The 18,815-nt window shown below is 68.5% G+C and carries 12 protein-coding genes; 10 read left to right on the top strand and 2 right to left on the bottom strand.

Annotated elements, in window-relative coordinates; all coding sequences use genetic code 11:
- Positions 1 to 291 precede the first annotated feature (291 nt).
- From STVA_RS10265 to glf, 10 genes are all read left to right on the top strand, one after another.
- Positions 292 to 1,590 (top strand): hypothetical protein, encoded by a 1,299-nt coding sequence (locus STVA_RS10265; protein WP_123687872.1) that lies wholly within the window; start codon positions 292 to 294, stop codon positions 1,588 to 1,590.
- Positions 1,587 to 2,942, top strand: coding sequence for a patatin-like phospholipase family protein (locus STVA_RS10260; RefSeq protein WP_197735838.1), 1,356 nt, complete (start codon positions 1,587 to 1,589; stop codon positions 2,940 to 2,942). The genes STVA_RS10265 and STVA_RS10260 overlap by 4 nt, the downstream gene beginning before the upstream one ends.
- Positions 2,943 to 3,087: 145 nt before the next feature.
- On the top strand, positions 3,088 to 4,086 hold the full coding sequence (locus tag STVA_RS10255; RefSeq protein WP_123687871.1) for a helix-turn-helix domain-containing protein: 999 nt from the start codon (positions 3,088 to 3,090) through the stop codon (positions 4,084 to 4,086).
- A gap of 285 nt (positions 4,087 to 4,371) precedes the next feature.
- Positions 4,372 to 6,177, top strand: a complete 1,806-nt coding sequence (locus STVA_RS10250) for a sulfatase family protein (protein WP_123687870.1) — start codon at positions 4,372 to 4,374, stop codon at positions 6,175 to 6,177.
- A gap of 8 nt (positions 6,178 to 6,185) precedes the next feature.
- The gene (locus tag STVA_RS10245; RefSeq protein WP_142235728.1) at positions 6,186 to 7,082 is read left to right on the top strand and encodes a hypothetical protein; all 897 of its coding nucleotides are present in this window, start codon (positions 6,186 to 6,188) and stop codon (positions 7,080 to 7,082) included.
- 82 nt (positions 7,083 to 7,164) lie between these two features.
- Positions 7,165 to 7,716, top strand: coding sequence for a lipid-binding SYLF domain-containing protein (locus tag STVA_RS10240; protein ID WP_123687868.1), 552 nt, complete (start codon positions 7,165 to 7,167; stop codon positions 7,714 to 7,716).
- A 57-nt stretch (positions 7,717 to 7,773) separates the two neighbouring features.
- Positions 7,774 to 10,185 (top strand): dermokine domain-containing protein, encoded by a 2,412-nt coding sequence (locus tag STVA_RS10235; protein ID WP_142235727.1) that lies wholly within the window; start codon positions 7,774 to 7,776, stop codon positions 10,183 to 10,185.
- A 513-nt stretch (positions 10,186 to 10,698) separates the two neighbouring features.
- A complete protein-coding gene (locus STVA_RS10230; RefSeq protein WP_123687865.1) occupies positions 10,699 to 11,535 on the top strand; it encodes a DMT family transporter in 837 nt (278 codons plus the stop codon).
- 119 nt (positions 11,536 to 11,654) lie between these two features.
- Positions 11,655 to 12,824 (top strand): hypothetical protein, encoded by a 1,170-nt coding sequence (locus STVA_RS10225; RefSeq protein ID WP_142235726.1) that lies wholly within the window; start codon positions 11,655 to 11,657, stop codon positions 12,822 to 12,824.
- A complete protein-coding gene (gene glf / locus STVA_RS10220) occupies positions 12,821 to 13,969 on the top strand; it encodes a UDP-galactopyranose mutase (RefSeq protein WP_123687863.1) in 1,149 nt (382 codons plus the stop codon). The genes STVA_RS10225 and glf overlap by 4 nt, the downstream gene beginning before the upstream one ends.
- On the opposite strand, the gene STVA_RS10215 is transcribed toward glf, so the two are convergent.
- Both STVA_RS10215 and STVA_RS10210 read right to left on the bottom strand, forming a co-directional pair.
- Positions 13,939 to 15,525 carry a response regulator gene (locus STVA_RS10215; protein WP_123687862.1) on the bottom strand — a complete coding sequence of 529 codons (1,587 nt, stop codon included), beginning with the start codon at positions 15,523 to 15,525 and terminating at the stop codon, positions 13,939 to 13,941. The two genes, glf and STVA_RS10215, sit on opposite strands and share 31 nt — an antisense overlap.
- Positions 15,526 to 15,554: 29 nt before the next feature.
- Positions 15,555 to 18,443 carry a PAS domain S-box protein gene (locus tag STVA_RS10210; protein WP_123687861.1) on the bottom strand — a complete coding sequence of 963 codons (2,889 nt, stop codon included), beginning with the start codon at positions 18,441 to 18,443 and terminating at the stop codon, positions 15,555 to 15,557.
- Between the last annotated feature and the right edge of the window lie 372 nt (positions 18,444 to 18,815).

Raw genomic sequence — 18,815 nt, 5'->3', positions numbered from 1 at the left:
ACCGCCTCTTCGCCGACTGGCGTCCTCTTGTCTTGCGCCGCCTGGAGCTTGCGAGCGATCGGGCTGCGTCACCCGCTGAGCGGGGCGTGCCTCTCTGCCGTCGCATTTGCGGAAATCGGATATCCCCTTTGCGGCCCTGAGTAGAAACGTGTCGGCCGAAGACACGTGGTCGAACCCCACGGTCCGCAGTCACTCCTCCGCCCGGCGTTCAGCGACGCGGCAGAGGCTAATGCCTGCGGCCCGCAAGCGGCGAATCGCGAGGGTTGGCCAAGCACTCAGGCAGGTGACTAAATGCAGGCAATATCGCGCCGTTCGACCTTGATTCGCGTCGCGCTCGCCGTGTCGCTCTTGCCGGCAGCCGTTGGCCTCGCCGGCAGCTCCCTGGCTCAGGGTGCCGACAGCCTGGAGCCGCCGGCGGTCCTGCGCGCCGAGGACGTGCTGCCGGCGGCCATGATCCGCGGTCCGCACCACACCGTCGACCCGACCGTCCACGTCTATTCGTTGATGCCCGAATACCGCGTGCGCAGCGAGTTCGGCGACCACATCGTCTACGGCAACGCGCCCCTGCGCTCGCTCGTCCGCGAGTTCGCGGCGATCGCGGAGCTGCGCCGCATCAAGAAGAGCGATGCCTTCGTCGAGGCCACGAAGAACGCCCTCGCCGGACCGGTCCGTGGTGCGCGCAGCCTGATCGAGGATCCCGCCGGGACCCTCAGCGGCATCCCGGAAGCGACGGCGGAGATATTCGGCCGAGTGGGGGAACAACTGCGCCGTGGGCGCCGGTCCCAGTATGAGGACGGATCGGCAGCAGCCATTCTCGCCGTCTCGTCGTTCAAGCGCGACCTCGCCCGCAAGCTCGATGTCGATGTCTACTCGACCAACGAGGCTCTGCAGAAGGAGCTGAATTCCATCGCGTGGGCCTCGGCCGCCGGCAACCTCTCGCTTAGCGCCGTCTCCATGGCGACGGGCGCGGTCGTGCTGCAGGTCGCCGGCTATGCCCGTACGCTGGAGCAGGCGAAGACGGTGGTCGCCGCCGAGCCGCCCGCAGAGATCTCCCGGCGGTCGCGCAAGGCGCTGGCCGGGATGGGCATGCCCAAGGATCTGGTCGACCGCTTTCTCGCCCATCGCAGCTACTCGCCCCGGCACCAGTACCTGATCGTCACGTCGCTCGAGGCGATGGGAGGGGTAGCGGACCGCCGACGGCTGTTGGATGCCGCCCTGACCGTGGAGACGGAGGGCGGCGCCCATCTGTTCCAGAGGCTCGCCGAGATGATGGCCGCCTATCACCGCACGGTCCGCCCGCTGGCCCGGATCTCGACGGACTGGGGCTTCCCGGTCGGCGTGCTGCCCGGCGGCCAGGCAGTGGTGCTGGCGCCGTTTGACCACGTGCTCTGGTCGGAGCTCACCTCCCGGTTCGTCGCGCGACTGCCCGTGTCCGCCGGTCGCGGTCAGGCCGGGCATCACGACGGCGCGGCCGCAGGCGGCGAGGTGTGGGTGACGGGTGATCTCTCGGCACGCAGCCGGGCCGAGATCGAGCGTCGGGGCTATTCCATTCATCCGCGCAGCGGCGAGCGGCTGCCCCTCGCGGATTGAAGCGAGCCCGTCGCGGACGCCCTGCAACGACACCAGCGCACTTAGCCATCGTCGACGGCCGGCCCGCCCGGCCGTCGACCACCGACCGAAGAGGAAGCGACGTGAACAGCGAAATATCGACGTACGAGGACAGCAGAGCGATCGGCGGCCCTGCATGCACGCGACGGTTCCTCGTCGCCGCACTCGCCCTCTCCGCTCTGGCCCTGCCGGGCTGCTCGACCCCGGTACGGCTCGCTCCGGTGCCGCTGACCGAGACGGCCAAGGCCGTCCCGTTCGGAATTCCCGATGTCCGCTACTTCGTCGACACCGAGGCGGTGGCGATGGCACGCGAGGGACAGCGATCCGTCGAGCGCGAGATCGACGCGCTCGGCATCGCCGGGACCGGGCGGCCGCTTCCGCCTGCCAACTTCCTGGCGATTTCCGGCGGCGGCGACCACGGCGCCTTCAGCGCGGGCCTCCTGGTCGGATGGACCGCCACCGGCACCCGGCCCGAGTTCAAGATCGTCACGGGCGTCAGCACCGGTTCGCTGGTCGCTCCCCTCGCCTTCCTCGGCCCTTCCTACGATGCGACGCTGAAGGAGGTCTACACTACCATCTCGAAGAAGGATGTCTTTCTCGACCGCGGGCTGACCGCGGCCATCTTCGACGACGCGTTGTCGGACACTTCGCCGCTGTTCGCCGTCATTTCCAAGCACATCAACGAGGACATGCTGACGGCGATCGCCCGCGAGCATCAGAAGGGTCGCCTGCTGCTGATCGGCACGACCAACCTCGATGCGCAGCGGCCGGTCATCTGGAACATGGGCGCCATCGCCGCGAGCAAGCACCCCGGCAGGCTGGAGCTCTTCCGCCGGATTCTGCTCGCCTCCTCCGCGATCCCGGCCGCCTTCCCGCCGGTCATGATCGACGTCGATGTCGACGGCCGGCCCTACCAGGAAATGCACGTCGATGGCGGCGCGATCGCCCAGATGTTCCTCTATCCGCCGACGATCCGTCTCGGCGAGTTGTCGCGCCAGAACAACGTCGTCCGCGAGCGCCACGCGTATCTCATCCGAAACGGGCGCCTGGACCCGGAATGGAACGTCGTGGAGCGCTCGACCCTCACCATCGCCGGAAGAGCCATCGCAACGATGATCCACATGTCCGGCATCAACGACCTGGTCCGCATCTGGAACACCACCAACCGCGACGGCGTGGACTTCAATCTTGCCTATATCGGCGAGGATTTCTCGGCCCCGCGCGCCGGAGACTTCGACCCGGCCTTCATGGGTGCCCTCTTCAACTACGGCTACGAGAAGGCCTTGCGCGGCGATCACTGGCACAAGACGCTGCCCTTCCTGCAGCCGAAGTAACGGCGCCCTGCGATCCGACACGGCTCAAGAGGACCGGAACAATGACCTGACAAGCTTCTTCGCCGCTGGCGCACCGGCGCATCCGACTGGACGACGACAAGCGACTTCGGCTTAATGCCGACAGCCTCAATGTCGTTCGTCCCGGATGCTCGACCAGCCAGCACAACCCTCGACGAGATCGGACGACGACGTTCCACGGCTGCCGTCTGGGCACGTGGTCACGCCCGATGTCGACGAACTGACGGCGCATCTCCTGTCGATCGGCTGGGCGGTCGAGTACAATCAGCTTTCCGGCGGACGCTTCTCGGTCGCCCTCGACGGGGTGGCGAACGGGCGGGTGCAGATGGTGCGCCACCGGCACATCCGGTCGTTTGTCGGCAGCGGCTTCGTCCCGCCCGACGCCTATACGTTCGGCGTGCTGGTCGCCGGCGAGGGGCCGATGCTGATCAACCATCAGGGCATCGATCGCGACACCCTGACGGTTCGCCACCCCCACGAAGGCATCGGCTTCAAGCTTCCGGTCTCGGCGCATTTCCTGACGATCGCGGCCGAAGCGGGGCGCGTCGACCAGCTCGCCGACGTATTGTTCGGCCAGCGCATGTCGCAGATGCTGCGGCGCGGCCAGGTGTTTCCGTCCGTGAACGAGAGGATCGTCGCCCTCGCGCGGCAGTTCCTGCCCGGGGCGCGGGACGAACCCGGCCACTCGCCCGGCGTAGGCGGAATTCCCGAACAGCATCCGCATTTCGACCAGCTGATCATCGATGCGCTGCTGCTGGCCATCGGCCGGCCGGAGCCGGTCCGCGGCTGGTCGTCGCGTCGGCGGATCGTTCGCAGGGCCGAGGATCTCGTCTGCTCCAGCGAGGACCCTCCCAAAACGGTCTCGGAGCTGTGCGAATCGCTGGATGTCCCGCTGCGAACGCTTGAGGACGCCTTCCAGTATTGCCTGGGCGTTGGACCGAAGACGTACATGACGGTCATGCGGCTCAACCGGGTGCGCAGGCTTCTCGCGCGACCCGGCGACGACACCAGCGTCACGAAGGCGGCGATGGCGATGGGCTTCTTCCATCTCGGAAGATTTTCCGAGCAGTACGCCGGGCTGTTCGGCGAACGTCCGTCGGAAACGCTGGCGCGCGCGCGCCGCTGATCTCGCCGCCCCGGCCGTCGATCCTCGGCCGCGGTCCCGCACCAATCCCACCGACCCCACCGTTGCCAACGGCACTCGCGCGGAACGCGAACAGCGTCGCTGCTCTTGCGGAAATCGGATATCCCGGGTCCGCCCCCCAAGACAGGATCAGGCCAAGAGCTCGCCGACGAGCGGAATAGTTCGCCGGCGGCAGGGCTTTGTTGTCGATGCGTCTTGCGGGATCGAAGTGATCCGATCCGCGACCGTCGGCGGCAAGTTTCTGGCCAAGACGCGAGGAGAGACCGGATGAGCGACGCAAGAAACGAAGACCGCGGTCCGTCGCGGCGTACGGTATTGTTGAGCGCGGCAGCAGCATCGCTCGCACCCGCCCTGTTGCCGGGCCTCGGTTCGCCGACGGCCCAGGCGGCCACCTTGCGCGCCCCGCCGTCACCGGCCCAGGCGCCTGCCGCGCCGCCGCCAGGCTACAATATTCTCTTCATCCTGGTCGACCAGGAACACTTCATGGAATCGTGGCCATTCCCGGTTCCCGGCCGCGAGCACGTGAAGAAGCGCGGCACCACCTTCACCAACTATCAGCTCGCCTCGTGCGTCTGCTCGTCGGCGCGATCGGTCCTCTATACCGGCCAACATATCCAGCAGACCGGGGTGTTCGACAATCTCGACGCCCCGTGGCAACGCAATATGTCGACCGAGGTGACGACCATCGGAAAGCGGTTGCAGCAGCTCGGCTACCATGCCGCCTATCAGGGTAAATGGCATCTCAGCTTCAACCTGGATCGCGCCCATCAGCCCGTGGACGTGCCACTCGCCGACTACTCCTCCACGATCAAGTCCTACGGGTTCGAGGACTATGTCGGCCTCGGCGACCTCGTCGACGGCGGGCACGGCGGCTACATCTACGATGGGGTCACAACGGCAGTGACGTCGGCATGGCTGCGCACCAAGGGGCAGCAGCTCGCCGCCCGCCGCACGCCCTGGTTCCTGGCCGTCAATCTCGTGAACCCGCACGACGTCATGTACTTCGACTCGGACCAGCCGGGACAGAAGGTGCAGTCCGCCAAGTCGGCCATGCCGATCGCGCCGGCGCCGGACGACGAGCTTTATCGCGCCGAATGGAACGTCCCGCTGCCGGCGACACGGAACCAGGCGCTCGACGCGCCGGGGCGCCCGCGGGCGCACCGCATGTATCAGGAGACACAGAACATTCTGCTCGGCGAGTGGCCCAACGAGGATCGCCGGTGGAAGGCGCTGCAGGACTATCACTACAACTGCATCCGCGACAGTGACGCGCACATCGTGCGCATTCTCGAGGACCTCGCGGCGACCGGTCTGGACCGCAACACCATCGTGGTCGTCACCGCCGACCACGGCGAGCTCGCCGGCGCTCACCAGATGCGGGGAAAAGGCGCCACCGCCTACAAGGAGCAGAACCATCTGCCCCTGATGATCCTGCATCCGGCCTATCCGGGCGAGCGCACCTGCCGTGCCGTCACGTCGCAGGTCGACATCGCGCCGACACTGATCGGGCTGACGGGTGTCGCCAGCGAGGCCGCCGGCCGGGCAGCGGCCGGTCTCAAGGGCCGCGACATGTCGCGCCTTCTCGCCGCGCCGGAGAAGGCGGACCTGGATACGCTACGCCCGGCGGCCTTGTTCAACTTCAACATGTTCTCCTATCTCGATGCGCCGTGGGCTGCCCGGATCCTTCCGGTCATCCTGTCGCCGACCACGCCACCGCAGGAGAAGGCCGCGGCGCTGATGTCCTCCCAGCCGGACTTCGGCAACCGGGGCGCCGTGCGCAGCATCTTCGACGGCCGCTATCGCTTCAGCCGATACTTCGCCCCGCTGCGCCACAACCGGCCAACGACGCTCGAGGCGCTGCTGCGCGACAATGATCTCGAAGTGTTCGACCTGCACAATGACCCAGACGAAGTCCGCAACCTCGCGATGGACGTCCGGGCCAATGGCGAACTGATCCTGGCGCTCAATGCCAAGCTCAACGCGCGCATCGACGAAGAGGTCGGCGAGGACGACGGCCGCAGCCTGCCGCTGAAGGACGGGCGCTGGTTCTTCCCGCCGCCGGGCTCGCGCTGACGGATCCGATGCCGGGTGGCCGGCCGCACGCCGGCCACCCCTTTCCCAAGTCGAGAACGACCGATCAGGCGAGCGCCGGCACCGCGACGGACCGCGTCGCGGCGGTGCAGGAGACTTCGATGTCCAGGACCCTTTCAGCCTTGTTGCCGGCCACCCTTCTCGTGACCGCGGCATACGCCGCATCCGCGCGTGCAGAAGAGGCCAACGCAGACCGCTGGACCTTCGCTCTCACCCCGTATCTCTGGGCCGCAGGTGTCAAAGGCGACATCACGGTCCCGTCCCGGCGGCACCCGAGCGGGGCGATCGACGCCAGCGTCGACGCGAAGTTCCTCGACATCCTGTCCAACCTGGGCGGCGTGCCGTTCATGGGCATGGCGGAGGCGAACTACGGCCGCTTCAGCCTGCTGGGCGACATCCTCTATCTCAAGCTGGAGACGGACGCGGATACGAAGGGCCCGGCGTTCGGCGGGAGCGAGACGCGCCTGACGAACACGATCGGCAGCACGATCGGCACCTATCGCGCGATGGATACGCCAGGGCAAAGCCTCGATTTCGGCGGCGGCCTGCGCGTCTGGTCGATGTCGACCAAGCTCTCGCTGAGCCCCGGCGCGTTGGCCGGGGGGTCCGCCAGCAAGACGACGACCTGGGTCGACCCGGTGCTGGCCGGCCGCTACCGGGCGCGCCTGAGCGACCAGTTCGCCCTGTCGCTCTATGGCGACATCGGCGGCTTCGGCGTGGGGTCGGACTTCGCCTGGCAAGTGCTGGCAACGGTGGACTATGCGGTGACGCCCTCGATCGACCTGCGGTTCGGGTACCGCTACCTGGCAGTCGAGTACGAGGCTGACCGGGCAAAATTCGACCTCGGCTTCCACGGTCCCTTCCTGGCCGCAACCTTCAAGTTCTGAAGCGCGCAGGAGCAGACAACCCGCGCACGCGACCCGAAGGTCCCGTGCATCGCGCAACCTCCCTTACGGGGTGAGTAAATCCATGAAACGCCGTGACCTGCTTCGTTCCGCCGTCGCCTCGATCGCCGTCGCCGCCACCCCTCTCGCGGCCCTGGCCAGCGAGGCCAGCGAGCGCATCGACCGCGACGTGACCACCGCGCTGGCCAACCTCTACCGGAAGTCCCCCGGCGCGCGGGCGCTGGGCAAGCAGGCGAAGGCCATTCTGGTCTTCCCCAGGATCGTCAAGGCCGGGCTGATGGTCGGCGGTCAGGCCGGCCGCGGTGCGCTGCGCAAGAACGGCCAGAGCACCGGTTACTACAGGACCGTTGGCCTGTCCTACGGGCTGCAGGCAGGAGCCCAATCCTACGGATACGCGCTCTTCTTCATGACGACGGACGCGGTGCGCCACCTTGAACGCTCGCGCGGATGGGAGATCGGCACCGGCCCCAGCGTGGTGGTCGCCGACGAAGGGCTGGCGGCGAGCATGACGACGACCACGGTGCGCAGCGACGTCTACGCATTCTTCTTCGACCAGAGCGGACTGATGGCCGGCCTGGGCATCCAGGGCACGAAGATCGCGCACATCAACCCGTAGTCGCGACCCAAGCACCGGGCCGCGCATTGCTGCATTCGACTGGCGAAAGAGCGTCACATGAGCTGGTTTCCCACCCTCGCAAGATTGCTTGTGGTCTCGACCATCCTGATCCTCGGGGGCGGGTACGCCATGGCGCAGGATCCCGGCTGGCCACGGGAACTGAAGGCCGAGGGTCATGTGCTGCGCTACTTCCAGCCACAGGTCGATAGCTGGGAGAACCAGCGCACACTCGTCGCCAGGGTCGCGGTCAACGTAGTTCCCGCGGGCGAGACGGCGCCGATTGCCGGCGCCGTCTGGCTGCGCTCGGCCACCCGTGTCGACCTGGAACGTCGCCAGGTGGTCCTCGAGCGGATCGAGACGATCCGCACGAACTTTTCCATCGTCGACCAGGAGCGGCGAGAGAAGCTCGCGAAGATCGTTCAGGCGCTGCTGCCCAGCAGCGCGATGACGATCTCGCTCGACCGCCTGATGGACGGGGTCGCGCAGGCTCAAGCGCCGCTGCCCGACGCCCCGGTGCGCAATGACGCGCCCCCGATCATCGTCAGCCGGACCGACGCACGGCTCGTCATGTTCGACGGCGAACCGGTCTTCGCCGACATTCAGGGGACCGGCCTTGCCTATGTCGTAAACACCAACTGGGCGCTCTTCCGCGAGAACTCCACCGCCCGGCACTTCCTGCTCGACGGCAAGACCTGGCTGGTCTCGGCCGATATCACCGGCCCCTGGTCGGTCGCCACGGCCGTCCCGGGCGGATTCCAGCGCCTCCCGCAAGGCGAGAGCTGGCGTGATGTCCGCGCGGCGCTGCCGGCCCGCGCCGTTCCGAACGCCCGCGCGCCGAGGATCCACGTCACCACCACCCCGGCCGAGCTGATCGTCATCCGCGGCCAGCCGGCCCTGGCCGACATCCCGGGAACCGGCCTGCAGGTGGTCACCAATACCGGCGCCGACCTGTTCTTCCATCGCGCGGAGCGGCGCTACTATTTCCTCGTCGCCGGCCGCTGGTATCGCGCGGACTCACTCGACGGGCCGTGGTCGTTCGCCACGGCCTCCCTCCCGTCGGACTTCGCACGCGTGCCGCTCAGCCATCCCAAGGCGCGCATCCGCGCTTCGGTGCCGGGTACGCCCGAGGCCAAGGAAGCGATCATGGTCGCGGCGATCCCGACCAGGGCGACCATCGCGCGCAGCCAGGCGAAGCTCGACGTGACCTACACCGGCACGCCGGCCTTCCTGGCCATCGCCGGCACGTCGTTGCACTACGCGCCCAACGCCTCGACGACCGTTATTCGCGTCTCGGACGCCAGTTTCTACGCCTGCGAAAAGGGCGTGTGGTTCTCCGCCCCGTCGGCGACCGGCCCGTGGCTGGTGGCCGACAGCGTGCCGGCAGCGATCTACACGATCCCGCCGAGCGCGCCGGTCCACAACGTCACCTACGTCAAGGTCGAGAGTGCCACCCCGAGCGCCGTCGTCGTCAGCTTCACGGCAGGCTACATGTTCGGCTACGTCAACTCGGGCATCCTCGTCTGGGGGACGGGCTACTACTATCCGCCCTACTGGGTGCCTGGGGTGGTGGTCCCGATCTACTATCCTCGGCCATACACCTGGGGGGCGGCCGTCTGGTACAGCCCCGTGACGAACAGCTACTTCCGGGGCGGCGCCGTCTACGGACCCTATGGCGGCATCGGCGCCGGCGCGGTCTACAATCCGGCGACCGGCGCCTACGGTCGCGGCGTCGCCGTCTATGGGCCAAATGCCGGCTACGCCGTCGGCGCGGCGTACAACCCGTCGACCGGCCGCTGGGTTCAGGGCGCCGCGGGCTACGGTCCCAATGGCGCCTGGCGCGCCGGCCGGGGCTACAACCCGAGCACCGGCGTCTTCGCAGCCGGCGTGACGGGCACGAACCAGTATGGCAGCTGGGGGCGCGGCGTCGTCGTCCGCGGCGACGACTGGGCGCGCGGTGGCTATGTGTCCAATGCCCGCGGCAGTGCAGCCGGCGTCGTCACCTCGGAGGGGACCGGTGCCGTGCGCACCGACGGCCCGCGCGGCTCGACGACCGTGGTGCGCGGGCAGAACAACACGTTCGTGGGTCACGACGGCGAGGTCTATCGGCGCTCGCAGTCGGGTGGCTGGCAGCACTATGAGAACGGGTCCTGGACCAACCCCCAGCGCCCGAACGCCTCCCCGGCCCGGGCGCAGCCACCATCGGCCGGCGCGCCGGGACAGGCGCGACGGGACCCGCCGCCTGCGACCCAGCCGGCCCGAGCGGGCGGACAGCAGCAGGGCTTCCGCGACAACGCGCCCTCGGCACCCGGCGCGGGGCAGGCCGGTCGCCGGGACGTCTACGACGGCCTCGACCGCGATGCGCGTGCGCGCACGTCAGGCGCCCAGCGCCAGCAGCAGTTCGTCGGCGGACGACAGGGCGGCAGCCGCCCCGAAGGCGGCCGGTCCGGCGGCGGACGATCCCAGCGCTGATCCGCCGGGCGGCTACCGCGGCCGTTTGCGTGCTGGCGCGATGCGCAGCATCAGGCGGCCGCGGGTGTGCTCCGGGTGGATCTGATGCGCAATGTGTCGGCGACTTTGACGTAGAGCCCCCAGCCGCGGCCTTGTCCCCCCGCGTGCCGTGGAGGGCGATGATCCTCGGCCCTGCTGCGCTCTCCACGCGCGGCGCCGGTCGCCTCGCCCACGTCCATCAGCCGCCGCGCGACGAAGCGGATCATCTCCCGGAGCAGGCTCGCGCCGGGGGTCTTCTCCGGCATCAACCGACGAGCCATCTGGATTCCCCAAGTGCCGGGGCCGATTTTCGCTATCGCGTCTTGCGATGACGACCAGAATCAGGCCTGCTTTCATCCTCTTCCTGCCTGTCCCGGGGATACTGCGGCGAGCCTCGCGCGCAACCCGATTGCGCCGCCCCGAGCCTCGAAGGATCGTCGCTTGCCGCCCGCCGACCCCGCATCCCGTCTTGCGACCTCCGGCACCCTTGTGGGCATGGGGTGGATGGCCCTGTCGGGCCTGCTGTTCGCGGTCATGACCGGCGTGGCCCGGCATGTCTCGATCGGCCTCGATCCGTTCCAGGCCGCGTTCCTGCGCTATGCCTTCGGGCTGCTGTTCGTGTTGCCCTTCCTGGTTACCCGGCGGGGGTTCACCCTGCCCCGCACGCGCCACCCGCTGCGCCACCTCGCGCGCGGTGCCATCCATGGCATCGCCGTCATGCTGTGGTTCTATGCCCTGGTGCGCATCCCGATCGCCGACGTGCAGGCGCTGAGCTTCATGTCGCCGGTGTTCGTGACGGTGGGCGCCATGCTGGTGCTGGGCGAGCGGGCCGACCTGCGCCGGGTGGGCGCGGTGCTGGTGGCGTTCGTGGGCACGCTGATCATCCTGCGCCCCACCACCCAGGCCATCAGCGTCGGCGCGCTGGCCCTGCTGGTGTCGACCCCGCTGGCGGCCGTGTCGGAACTGATCGCCAAGACCCTGACGCGCACGGAGAGCAGCGCCAACGTCGTCTTCTTCCAGTCGTTTTTCGTCAGCCTCGCCTGCCTGCCCGCCGCACTCGCCGTCTGGGCAGTGCCCACGGCCGAGCAGCTCGGCTGGATCGTCCTTGTCGCCGGGCTGGCGACGCTGGGCCATATCGCCTGGATCAAGGCGTTGATCGCAGCCGAGGTATCGGCAACCCAGCCGGTCAAGTTCCTGCAACTGCCGCTCGTGGCGCTGGTCGGCTTCGTCGCCTTCGCCGAGGTGCCCGACGCCATGACGCTGCTTGGCGGCGCGGTCATCTTCGGGGCGGCCAGCTACGTCGCCGGGCGCGAGGCCAGGCGCGGGGGATAGCACCATATTCGCGCTGGCCAGACCGATCGGGTCCAGGCAAAGAGGGGGTGCGCGCGCCCACTGGCGCCAACCATGCATCGCCCCACTGCGCCACCCCTCAGCGCCGGAGCCAGCGTCCAGTGCGCCATGTCAGCGTGAACTTCATCCGCCCGTCGGAACCAGGCCAGGGGGAGGCCGCCCTGCGGCGGACGACCTGCCTGGTCGAGAATGCGCGGCACATGAAGCATCGGCGGCTGGCGGTGGGCGCCGTGCTGGACATCGTGCTGATCGGCGACAGCGCGGCGTTGTCGCCGGCCATGCTGGCGGCGATCGACAATGGCACCTGCCGCATCCATGACGGCAACCCGGCCTACGACCGGCTGGCGGCCCGCTTCCCGAACCTGGTGAAGCGCTTCGGCGGCCCCTATGGGCTCTTCAGCTTCGCCTTCCTGCGCTGGCTGCTGGTCGAGGCCATGTTCCCGGGCGAGCCCGTGCTCTGCTACGACGGCGACATCATCCATAACGTGCCGCTGGCAGACCTGGGCCGGGCCTGCGCCGGGCTGACCTTCACGGCCACATCGACCTGCTTTGCGGCGATATCGAACCCGGCCTGGTTCCGCGCGTGGGAATATACGGTCACGCGCCTCGACACCGTGCCCGGCAGCTTCGCCGCCGCGCGGGACCGCGCCCGGGCCGAAATCCCCGGCTTCGACCCCGAATACAGCCCCGAAGAGTTCGTGGCCAAGCTGCTGATCGAGAACGGCCACCTGCCGCAGGATCCGCTGCCGGCGGACTTTCCCTACTGGATCGTGCCGCAGCCGCACCTGCTGCCGCGCCTCTACAGCTTCGTGCGCTGGCCGGGCGGGCCGGACCGGGTGCCGGGCCCCATTCGCTACGACCGCCTCGACGGGGTCGACCGGCTGAACGGCAAGCCGGTCGCCTTCTGGCACATGCAGAAGCCGTTCCTCAACCAGCTCGGTTGCCTGATGATCTTTCGCGAGCTGACGCCGCAACTGCATCCCGGCCGGGTGCCGCCCCTGACCATGTACGGCCGGGTGGTGAACGAGGCCTGGTCGCGGCGGATCGATCCCTACCATGACGAGGGCGGCGTGCCGCCCCTGGCCAGCCCGGAGATGGAGGCACTGGCCCAGCACATGCTGGTTTCCGAACAGCAGGCCTGGGCCGATGGCGTCTCCCCGGCCAGCAACCCGTTCGCCCCCGATCCGATCGCGCGCTACTATTTCGGCAGGCACGACCTGGGCCTGCTGTTCAACGATACCACCTGGCCGGTACCCGGCATCTGGGCATGAGTGGCGCCGTCCTGGTCGTGGGTGCCGGCTTTGCCGGCGCCGTCTCCGCGCGCGAACTGGCCGATGCGGGCCACGCGGTCGAGGTGATCGACCGCCGGCCGCACGTGGCCGGCAACGCCTTCGACGGGCCGGACGCGCATGGCGTCCTCATCCACCACTACGGCCCGCATATCTTCCATACCAACAGCGACCGCATCTTCGCCTGGCTGTCGCGCTTCACCCGCTGGCGGCCCTATGAGCATCGGGTGCTGGCGTCGGTATCCGGCCGGCTGGTGCCGGTGCCGATCAACCGCACCACCATCAACCGGCTGTACGACCTGAACCTGGACGGCGAGGGCGTGGCCCGGCACCTGGAGCGCGTGCGCGTACCCCACCCCGATCCGCCTGATAGCGAATCACTGCTGCTGTCGACGATCGGCCAGGACCTTTGCGACCGCCTGTTCCGCGGCTACAGCCGCAAGCAGTGGGGCATCGACCTGCGCCAGCTCGACGCCCGGGTGGCCGGGCGCATCCCGGTGCGCACCGACGACGATGACCGCTACTTCACCGACCGCCACCAGGCGATGCCGGCCGATGGCTATGCGGCGCTCTTCGCCCGCATCCTCGACCATCCGCGCATCCGCGTCCGCCTGGGGGTCGAGTTCGATCCCACCCGCGACGGCCGGGGCCGCCGGCATGTCGTCTATACCGGGCCGGTCGATGCCTATTTCGGCCATCGTTTCGGCCAACTGCCCTATCGCTCGCTGCGGTTCGAAACAGAGCACCATCCGGGCCACGCCCTGGTGCAACCGGTCGCGACCATCAACCACCCCAACGAGCACGCCTATACCCGCGTCACCGAGTTCAAGCACATGACCGGGCAGCAATGCGCCGGCACCACGCTGGTGCGCGAGTATCCGGCAGCCGAGGGGCCGCCCTACTATCCCGTTCCGACCGCCGCCAGCGCCGCGCTGCACCGCCGCTACCAGGACCTGGTCGACGCGACCCCCGGTGTCTCCTTCGTCGGCCGCCTGGCGGAGTATCGCTACTACAACATGGACCAGGTGGTTGCAGCCGCCCTGCGGACAGCCGCACGCATCGCCGACCGGCTGGCTGGGGCCAGCCCGGCCGCCGGTCAGGCGGCCGCGTCGGCCACGTCCGAATAGCGCTGGCGGACGGCGTCGATCTGCTCGAAGGCGCCGAAGAAGGCATCCACCACCATCGGATCGAAATGGCGGCCCCGCTCCTTGCGTACGAGGTCGATGATGCGCGGCATCTCCCAGGCCTTCTTGTAGACCCGCTCGCTGCCCAACGCGTCGAACACGTCGGCCAGCGCCGTGACGCGCCCGAAGAGGTGGATGCTGTCCCCCGCCAGCCCGCGCGGATAGCCACTGCCGTCCCACTTCTCGTGGTGCTCGTGGGCAATGACGGCCGCCGCCTGGAGGATGGGCGACTTGGCGTCGCGCAACATCTGCCAGCCGATGACGGCATGGGTCTGCATCACCACGCGCTCCTCGGCAGTGAGCGGGCCGGGCTTGTTCAGGATGCTGTCGGCAATCCCCACCTTGCCGATGTCGTGCATGGGGGATGCCGTGCGCAGGATTTCCGCCTCGCCATCGTCCAGGCCAATGGCACGCGCGAGGATGTATGAGTATTCGGCCAAGCGCCGGACATGGTTGCCGGTCTCCTTGGACCGGGTCTCCACCACCTCGCCCAGGCGATAGATGATGTCGCGCTGGGTCTGCTCGATCTCCCCCCGCAGCAGCAGGTTCTCGTAGCCGACCCCGAGATTGCGGCAGAAGAGCTCCAACAGGGACTCGTCCACCGCCGACCGACCGACCGGCCCGTCGATGACCAGGATGTTGGCCTCGTCGCGCGGTCCGCGCACATAGCCCACGAAATGGTCGGCGGCGCGGACGCTCCGCTTTTCGGCGATGGCCTGGTCGATCGTGGCCGCCATGCTGGGTGCCGCCACCTCGGACAGCTCGCGGTCGATTCTGCCAGCAAACTGCCCCGTGGCGGCCACGACAGAGAGTGGCCCGCCGACCGAGACGGCCGCCAGCCCCCCGTTGCAGGCCGATGCCCCCTCCTCCACCGGAAACAGCAGCCGGTTCAGTTGCTCCAGCGCGCCTTCGGCGAAGCGCGGGACGGTCTGCAGACGCATCACCGAGGACGAAGCGTCGATGATGCGGAGCAGGCCCTGCCGGTTGGCGTCGATCACCCGGCGGCTGTGCTCGATCGTCAGGATGTCGGCATAGGACCGCAGCGTCCCGATCATCGCGGTGTAGAGCTTTTCGCGCGTCAGCTCGGTCTTGGCCTTGTAGTCGTTGATGTCATAGCTCTCGATCACCTGCCGCTCGGGCGCCAGGCCGGGTTGACCGGTGCGCAGGATGATGCGGACCTGATGGTTGCCCAGTTCCTCGCGCACCGCCCGCGCCAGGTCCAGGCCCGCATGGTCGGACTCCATCACCACGTCCAGCAGGATCAGCGCGATGTCCTCGCGCGTGCCCATGAGCGCGCGGGCTTCCTTACCCGAATAGCAGGAGATCAGGTCGATCGGGCGATCCTTGAAGGTGGCGCCGGCCAGCGCCAGCCGCGTCACCTGGTGTACGCCCGGCTCGTCGTCGACGATCAGGACGTGCCAGGGAACCGCCGCCGACCCCGGCAGCGACGGGCCGTCTTCTGCTTCGTCGTCCGGGAAGAAGTCGTCGTCATCCGCCATCCGCGGCCCCGCTGGGATATTCAGCCTAGTTATGCCTTGGCTATGGCCGGGAACTCCATCACGAAGGTGGCTCCGCCGCCAGCGGTATCCTCGTAGCGCACCTGCCCGCCCAGCTTGGCGGCGACCAGGTTGTGCAGGATGTGCAGGCCGAGGCCGCTGCCGCCCTGGCCGCGCCGGGTGGTGAAGAATGGCTCGAAGATGCGCGAACGATGCTCGGCCGGGATGCCGCGGCCGTCATCCTCGTAGCGCAACCGGACACGCCCGCCCTCGACCCGGCACGCCGTCAGGCGGAGATTGCCGGCGACGCCCTCGGCAAAGGCATGGATGGTGGAGTTCATGATCAGGTTGGTGACGATCTGGCTGATGGCGCCGGGGTGGCTGTCGAGCACGATGTCGTCGGGGCAGTCGACGACCACCTGGTGCCCCGCCTTGCGGTATTGCGGCCGCAAGCTGAGGACCGTCTCCTCCAGGTAGGGCTTCAGTTCGAACTGGCGCCGGTCATCGCTCGACTGGTCGACGGCCACCTTCTTGAAGCTCTGGATGAGGTCGGCAGCGTTGCGGCAGTGCGTCTCCATCAGGGTGGCAGTCTCCTCGGCCAGCGCCAGGAAGCGCATGACGTCGGAGCGCTTGGCCGTGCCGGCGTCGGTCAGGGCGCGTAGCGCGGTTGCTTCGTCGGCCAGGGTCGAGGCGGCCGTGAAGGCGATGCCGACCGGCGTGTTGATCTCATGCGCCACGCCGGCGACCAGGCCAGCCAGCGCGGTCATCTTCTCGGCCTGCACCAGTTGCACCTGGGCTTCGCGAAGCTGGCGCAAGGCATTCTCGGTCCGCTGCTTCTCCAGCTTCAGGGTCTGCTCGTTGCGCTTGCGCTCGGTGATGTCGACATAGAAGCCGACGAAGCTGCCGCTGCCGTCCGGGTTGCGCCGCAGCGCCTCGCGCTGGGCCAGCACCCAGCGCTCCTCGCCATCGAGGAGAACCCGGAATTCGTCCTGCGACGCCATGCCGGCATCGTTCAGGCGATCGGCGACGGCCAGCAACCGGGCACGATCGTCCGCGTCGACATGCAGGAACCGCCGCCCCGGATCGTGCAGAATGTCCTCCGCCGAGACACCCAGGATCGGCTCGACCGAGCGACTGAGGAAGTTGAACGACAGCGCCATAGGTCGACCTGCAGCCGCGGGGGCGACATGCACTTCGAAGAGGGCGGCCGGCGCGGTGTCGGTAATCCGCCCGATCAACTCGCCATAGCGCCGGACCTGGTCCTCCGCCGCCCTTCTGGCCGTTACGTCTTCGTAGGCCGCAAGGTCGATCGTCTCGCCCAGATGCGTCGTCACCGCCGTCGTGAAGGATACCCAGAACTCGCTGCCGTCGCGTCGGCGCATGCGCGCCTCGAAGCCGGACACGGCCCCTTCCTGCCGCAGCCGGGCGATGTAGTCGTCGCGATCCTCCGGCCGCGCCCACATGTCGATAACGGGATGGCCCGAAAGTTCTTCGGGCTCGTAGCCGAACATCCGGGCACCGGCGGCATTCGCCATGATCATGACCGGCCGGCTGCCTTCGCGAACCATGGACAGGCCGATCGGCACGGTGTCGAGGATCATGCGCAGCAACGCCTCGCGATCGCCCAGTTCGCGGGTGCGGGTGGCCACCGTCTGCTCCAGCTCGCTGGTGGCCGCGCGCAGCATCAGGCGCATCCGCTCCTGGGCGTCCACCAGGACGGTGATTTCTCGCAGGCGGGTCGGAACCCGAACCGGCCGGTCCAGCTCCAGCGCGCCAATGCGCGCACTTTCCGCGGCCAGCGCCTGCATAACCCGCTGGAAGCGCCGCGCTATCTGGCGCGACAGAAAGTAGGCCATGGCCAGTATGCCGGCGATCAGCGCCGCCAGCATCGCCGCGTCCCGGGTACCGCCGAAAGAGAAATCCTGGCGCGGCGCCACTGCCGCGATGATAAGCGACAGGTTGTCGAGGCGTAGCTGCCGGAACCGGCCGATCCAGGGATTGCCCTGGACGTCGAACATTTCGACCGCCGGCCGGCGCCCCCGCGCCAGCCACACGTCCCACCCCTGGGCAATGGCTGTCAGCCCCATCTCTCCTGGCAAAGGAAGCAGGCCGCCGGCCATGCTTTCGCTGCGCCGGTGATCGGCCCCGTAGGGCTGACCCAGAACCCGGCCTTCCTCTGTCAGCAGGGCCATGCCGCCGGACTGTCCCAGCCTGTACTGCATCGTGAGTGCGGAGATGCCGCGCACGGTGAGGTCGAGGCCGATCACCAGGGGATCGCCGCCGGGCGCAGGCTCGAGCGCGGTCGAGATCGTCAGGCCCGGGTCGCGCGTTTCGAAGAACAGATAGGGATCGGTCCAGTAGGTGCCGCCGAATTCGGTCCGCATCGCTCCCTTGAACCAGGATCGCTCCCTCGGGTCGTAGTCGCGTGCCACGAACTCCTCGCCCAGCAGGCGGCCGGCGACGTCGTAGTGCAGCCAGCGCTGGCGGCCGGGAGCTTGTTCATGGTCGATCATCCGGACCAGGAAGCCGCGACTGCTCTTGCCGACGATCAGTCCGATCCCGTCGGCCCGGGCGAAGAGGACATTGAGCATATGCGGCCGATTGAGCAGTTGCGACATGGCAACGCGAACGATGTCGTCCGGCTCCTTCAGGTCCGTCGTGCCTAGCTGCGTCCAATCCCGCAGGGCGGCCAGCAACCGGGTGGCATCGTTGGCCGTGGCGTCGAACTCTTCCTCCAGCCGATCGGCCGTCAGGTCCATCGCGACGCGGGACAGCTCGTCCTGGGCCGGGCGCAGGATCAAGGTGTAGGCAGCCCCGCCAAGCAGGGTGAAGGACAGCACGCAGATGCCGACGATCCGGACGAGCAGGAATCGGCTTATGGACGGCAGGCCGGCCCCGTCGCCCGCATTCGCCGCTCGCATTGCCTGTCCCCGCCTGCCTGGTGCCGATCCGACTGGGCGCGACTATCGCGCGAAAGCCCGGCGGACCCAACCCTCGCGTGGGTGCATGCCGGCCCGGATCGGCGCCGATACCGGCAAGGCTTTCCCGGCAGGCGGAACTCCAGACGCTCGGTCGCATTGTCGATAGGTATGTATGGCGCCACATCCGCAAGGCCGGCTTTCGGCATATGCTCGCTCGACCCCGCTTTCGTCCCATCGCGCGACGCTTGGGATTCCGCCCTCGCCAGGGCAGCCGGGCTCGGTTTCACCCACCTCCTGCTGACGGGCAAGATTGCCGGGCCGCCACCTGCCGGCACCGCCTTGCCCGTACTGGTCGACACCGCCGTGCCTTCG

Source organism: Stella humosa (genome assembly GCF_006738645.1).
GTDB classification, from domain to species: Bacteria; Pseudomonadota; Alphaproteobacteria; order ATCC43930; family Allostellaceae; genus Allostella; species Allostella humosa.
The sequence above is the reverse complement of the archived record's forward strand: the minus strand, read 5'-3'. Positions and strand labels throughout refer to the sequence as shown.

Excerpts from the sequence above, each read along its gene's own strand:
- STVA_RS10265 (WP_123687872.1), top strand. The coding sequence starts at position 292 with ATGCAGGCAATATCGCGCCGTTCGACCTTGATTCGCGTCGCGCTCGCC.
- STVA_RS10250 (WP_123687870.1), top strand. The coding sequence starts at position 4,372 with ATGAGCGACGCAAGAAACGAAGACCGCGGTCCGTCGCGGCGTACGGTA.
- STVA_RS10255 (WP_123687871.1), top strand. The coding sequence starts at position 3,088 with ATGCTCGACCAGCCAGCACAACCCTCGACGAGATCGGACGACGACGTT.
- STVA_RS10240 (WP_123687868.1), top strand. The coding sequence starts at position 7,165 with ATGAAACGCCGTGACCTGCTTCGTTCCGCCGTCGCCTCGATCGCCGTC.
- glf (WP_123687863.1), top strand. The coding sequence starts at position 12,821 with ATGAGTGGCGCCGTCCTGGTCGTGGGTGCCGGCTTTGCCGGCGCCGTC.
- STVA_RS10235 (WP_142235727.1), top strand. The coding sequence starts at position 7,774 with ATGAGCTGGTTTCCCACCCTCGCAAGATTGCTTGTGGTCTCGACCATC.
- STVA_RS10245 (WP_142235728.1), top strand. The coding sequence starts at position 6,186 with ATGCCGGGTGGCCGGCCGCACGCCGGCCACCCCTTTCCCAAGTCGAGA.
- STVA_RS10230 (WP_123687865.1), top strand. The coding sequence starts at position 10,699 with ATGGGGTGGATGGCCCTGTCGGGCCTGCTGTTCGCGGTCATGACCGGC.
- STVA_RS10210 (WP_123687861.1), bottom strand. The coding sequence starts at position 18,443 with ATGCGAGCGGCGAATGCGGGCGACGGGGCCGGCCTGCCGTCCATAAGC.
- STVA_RS10215 (WP_123687862.1), bottom strand. The coding sequence starts at position 15,525 with ATGGCGGATGACGACGACTTCTTCCCGGACGACGAAGCAGAAGACGGC.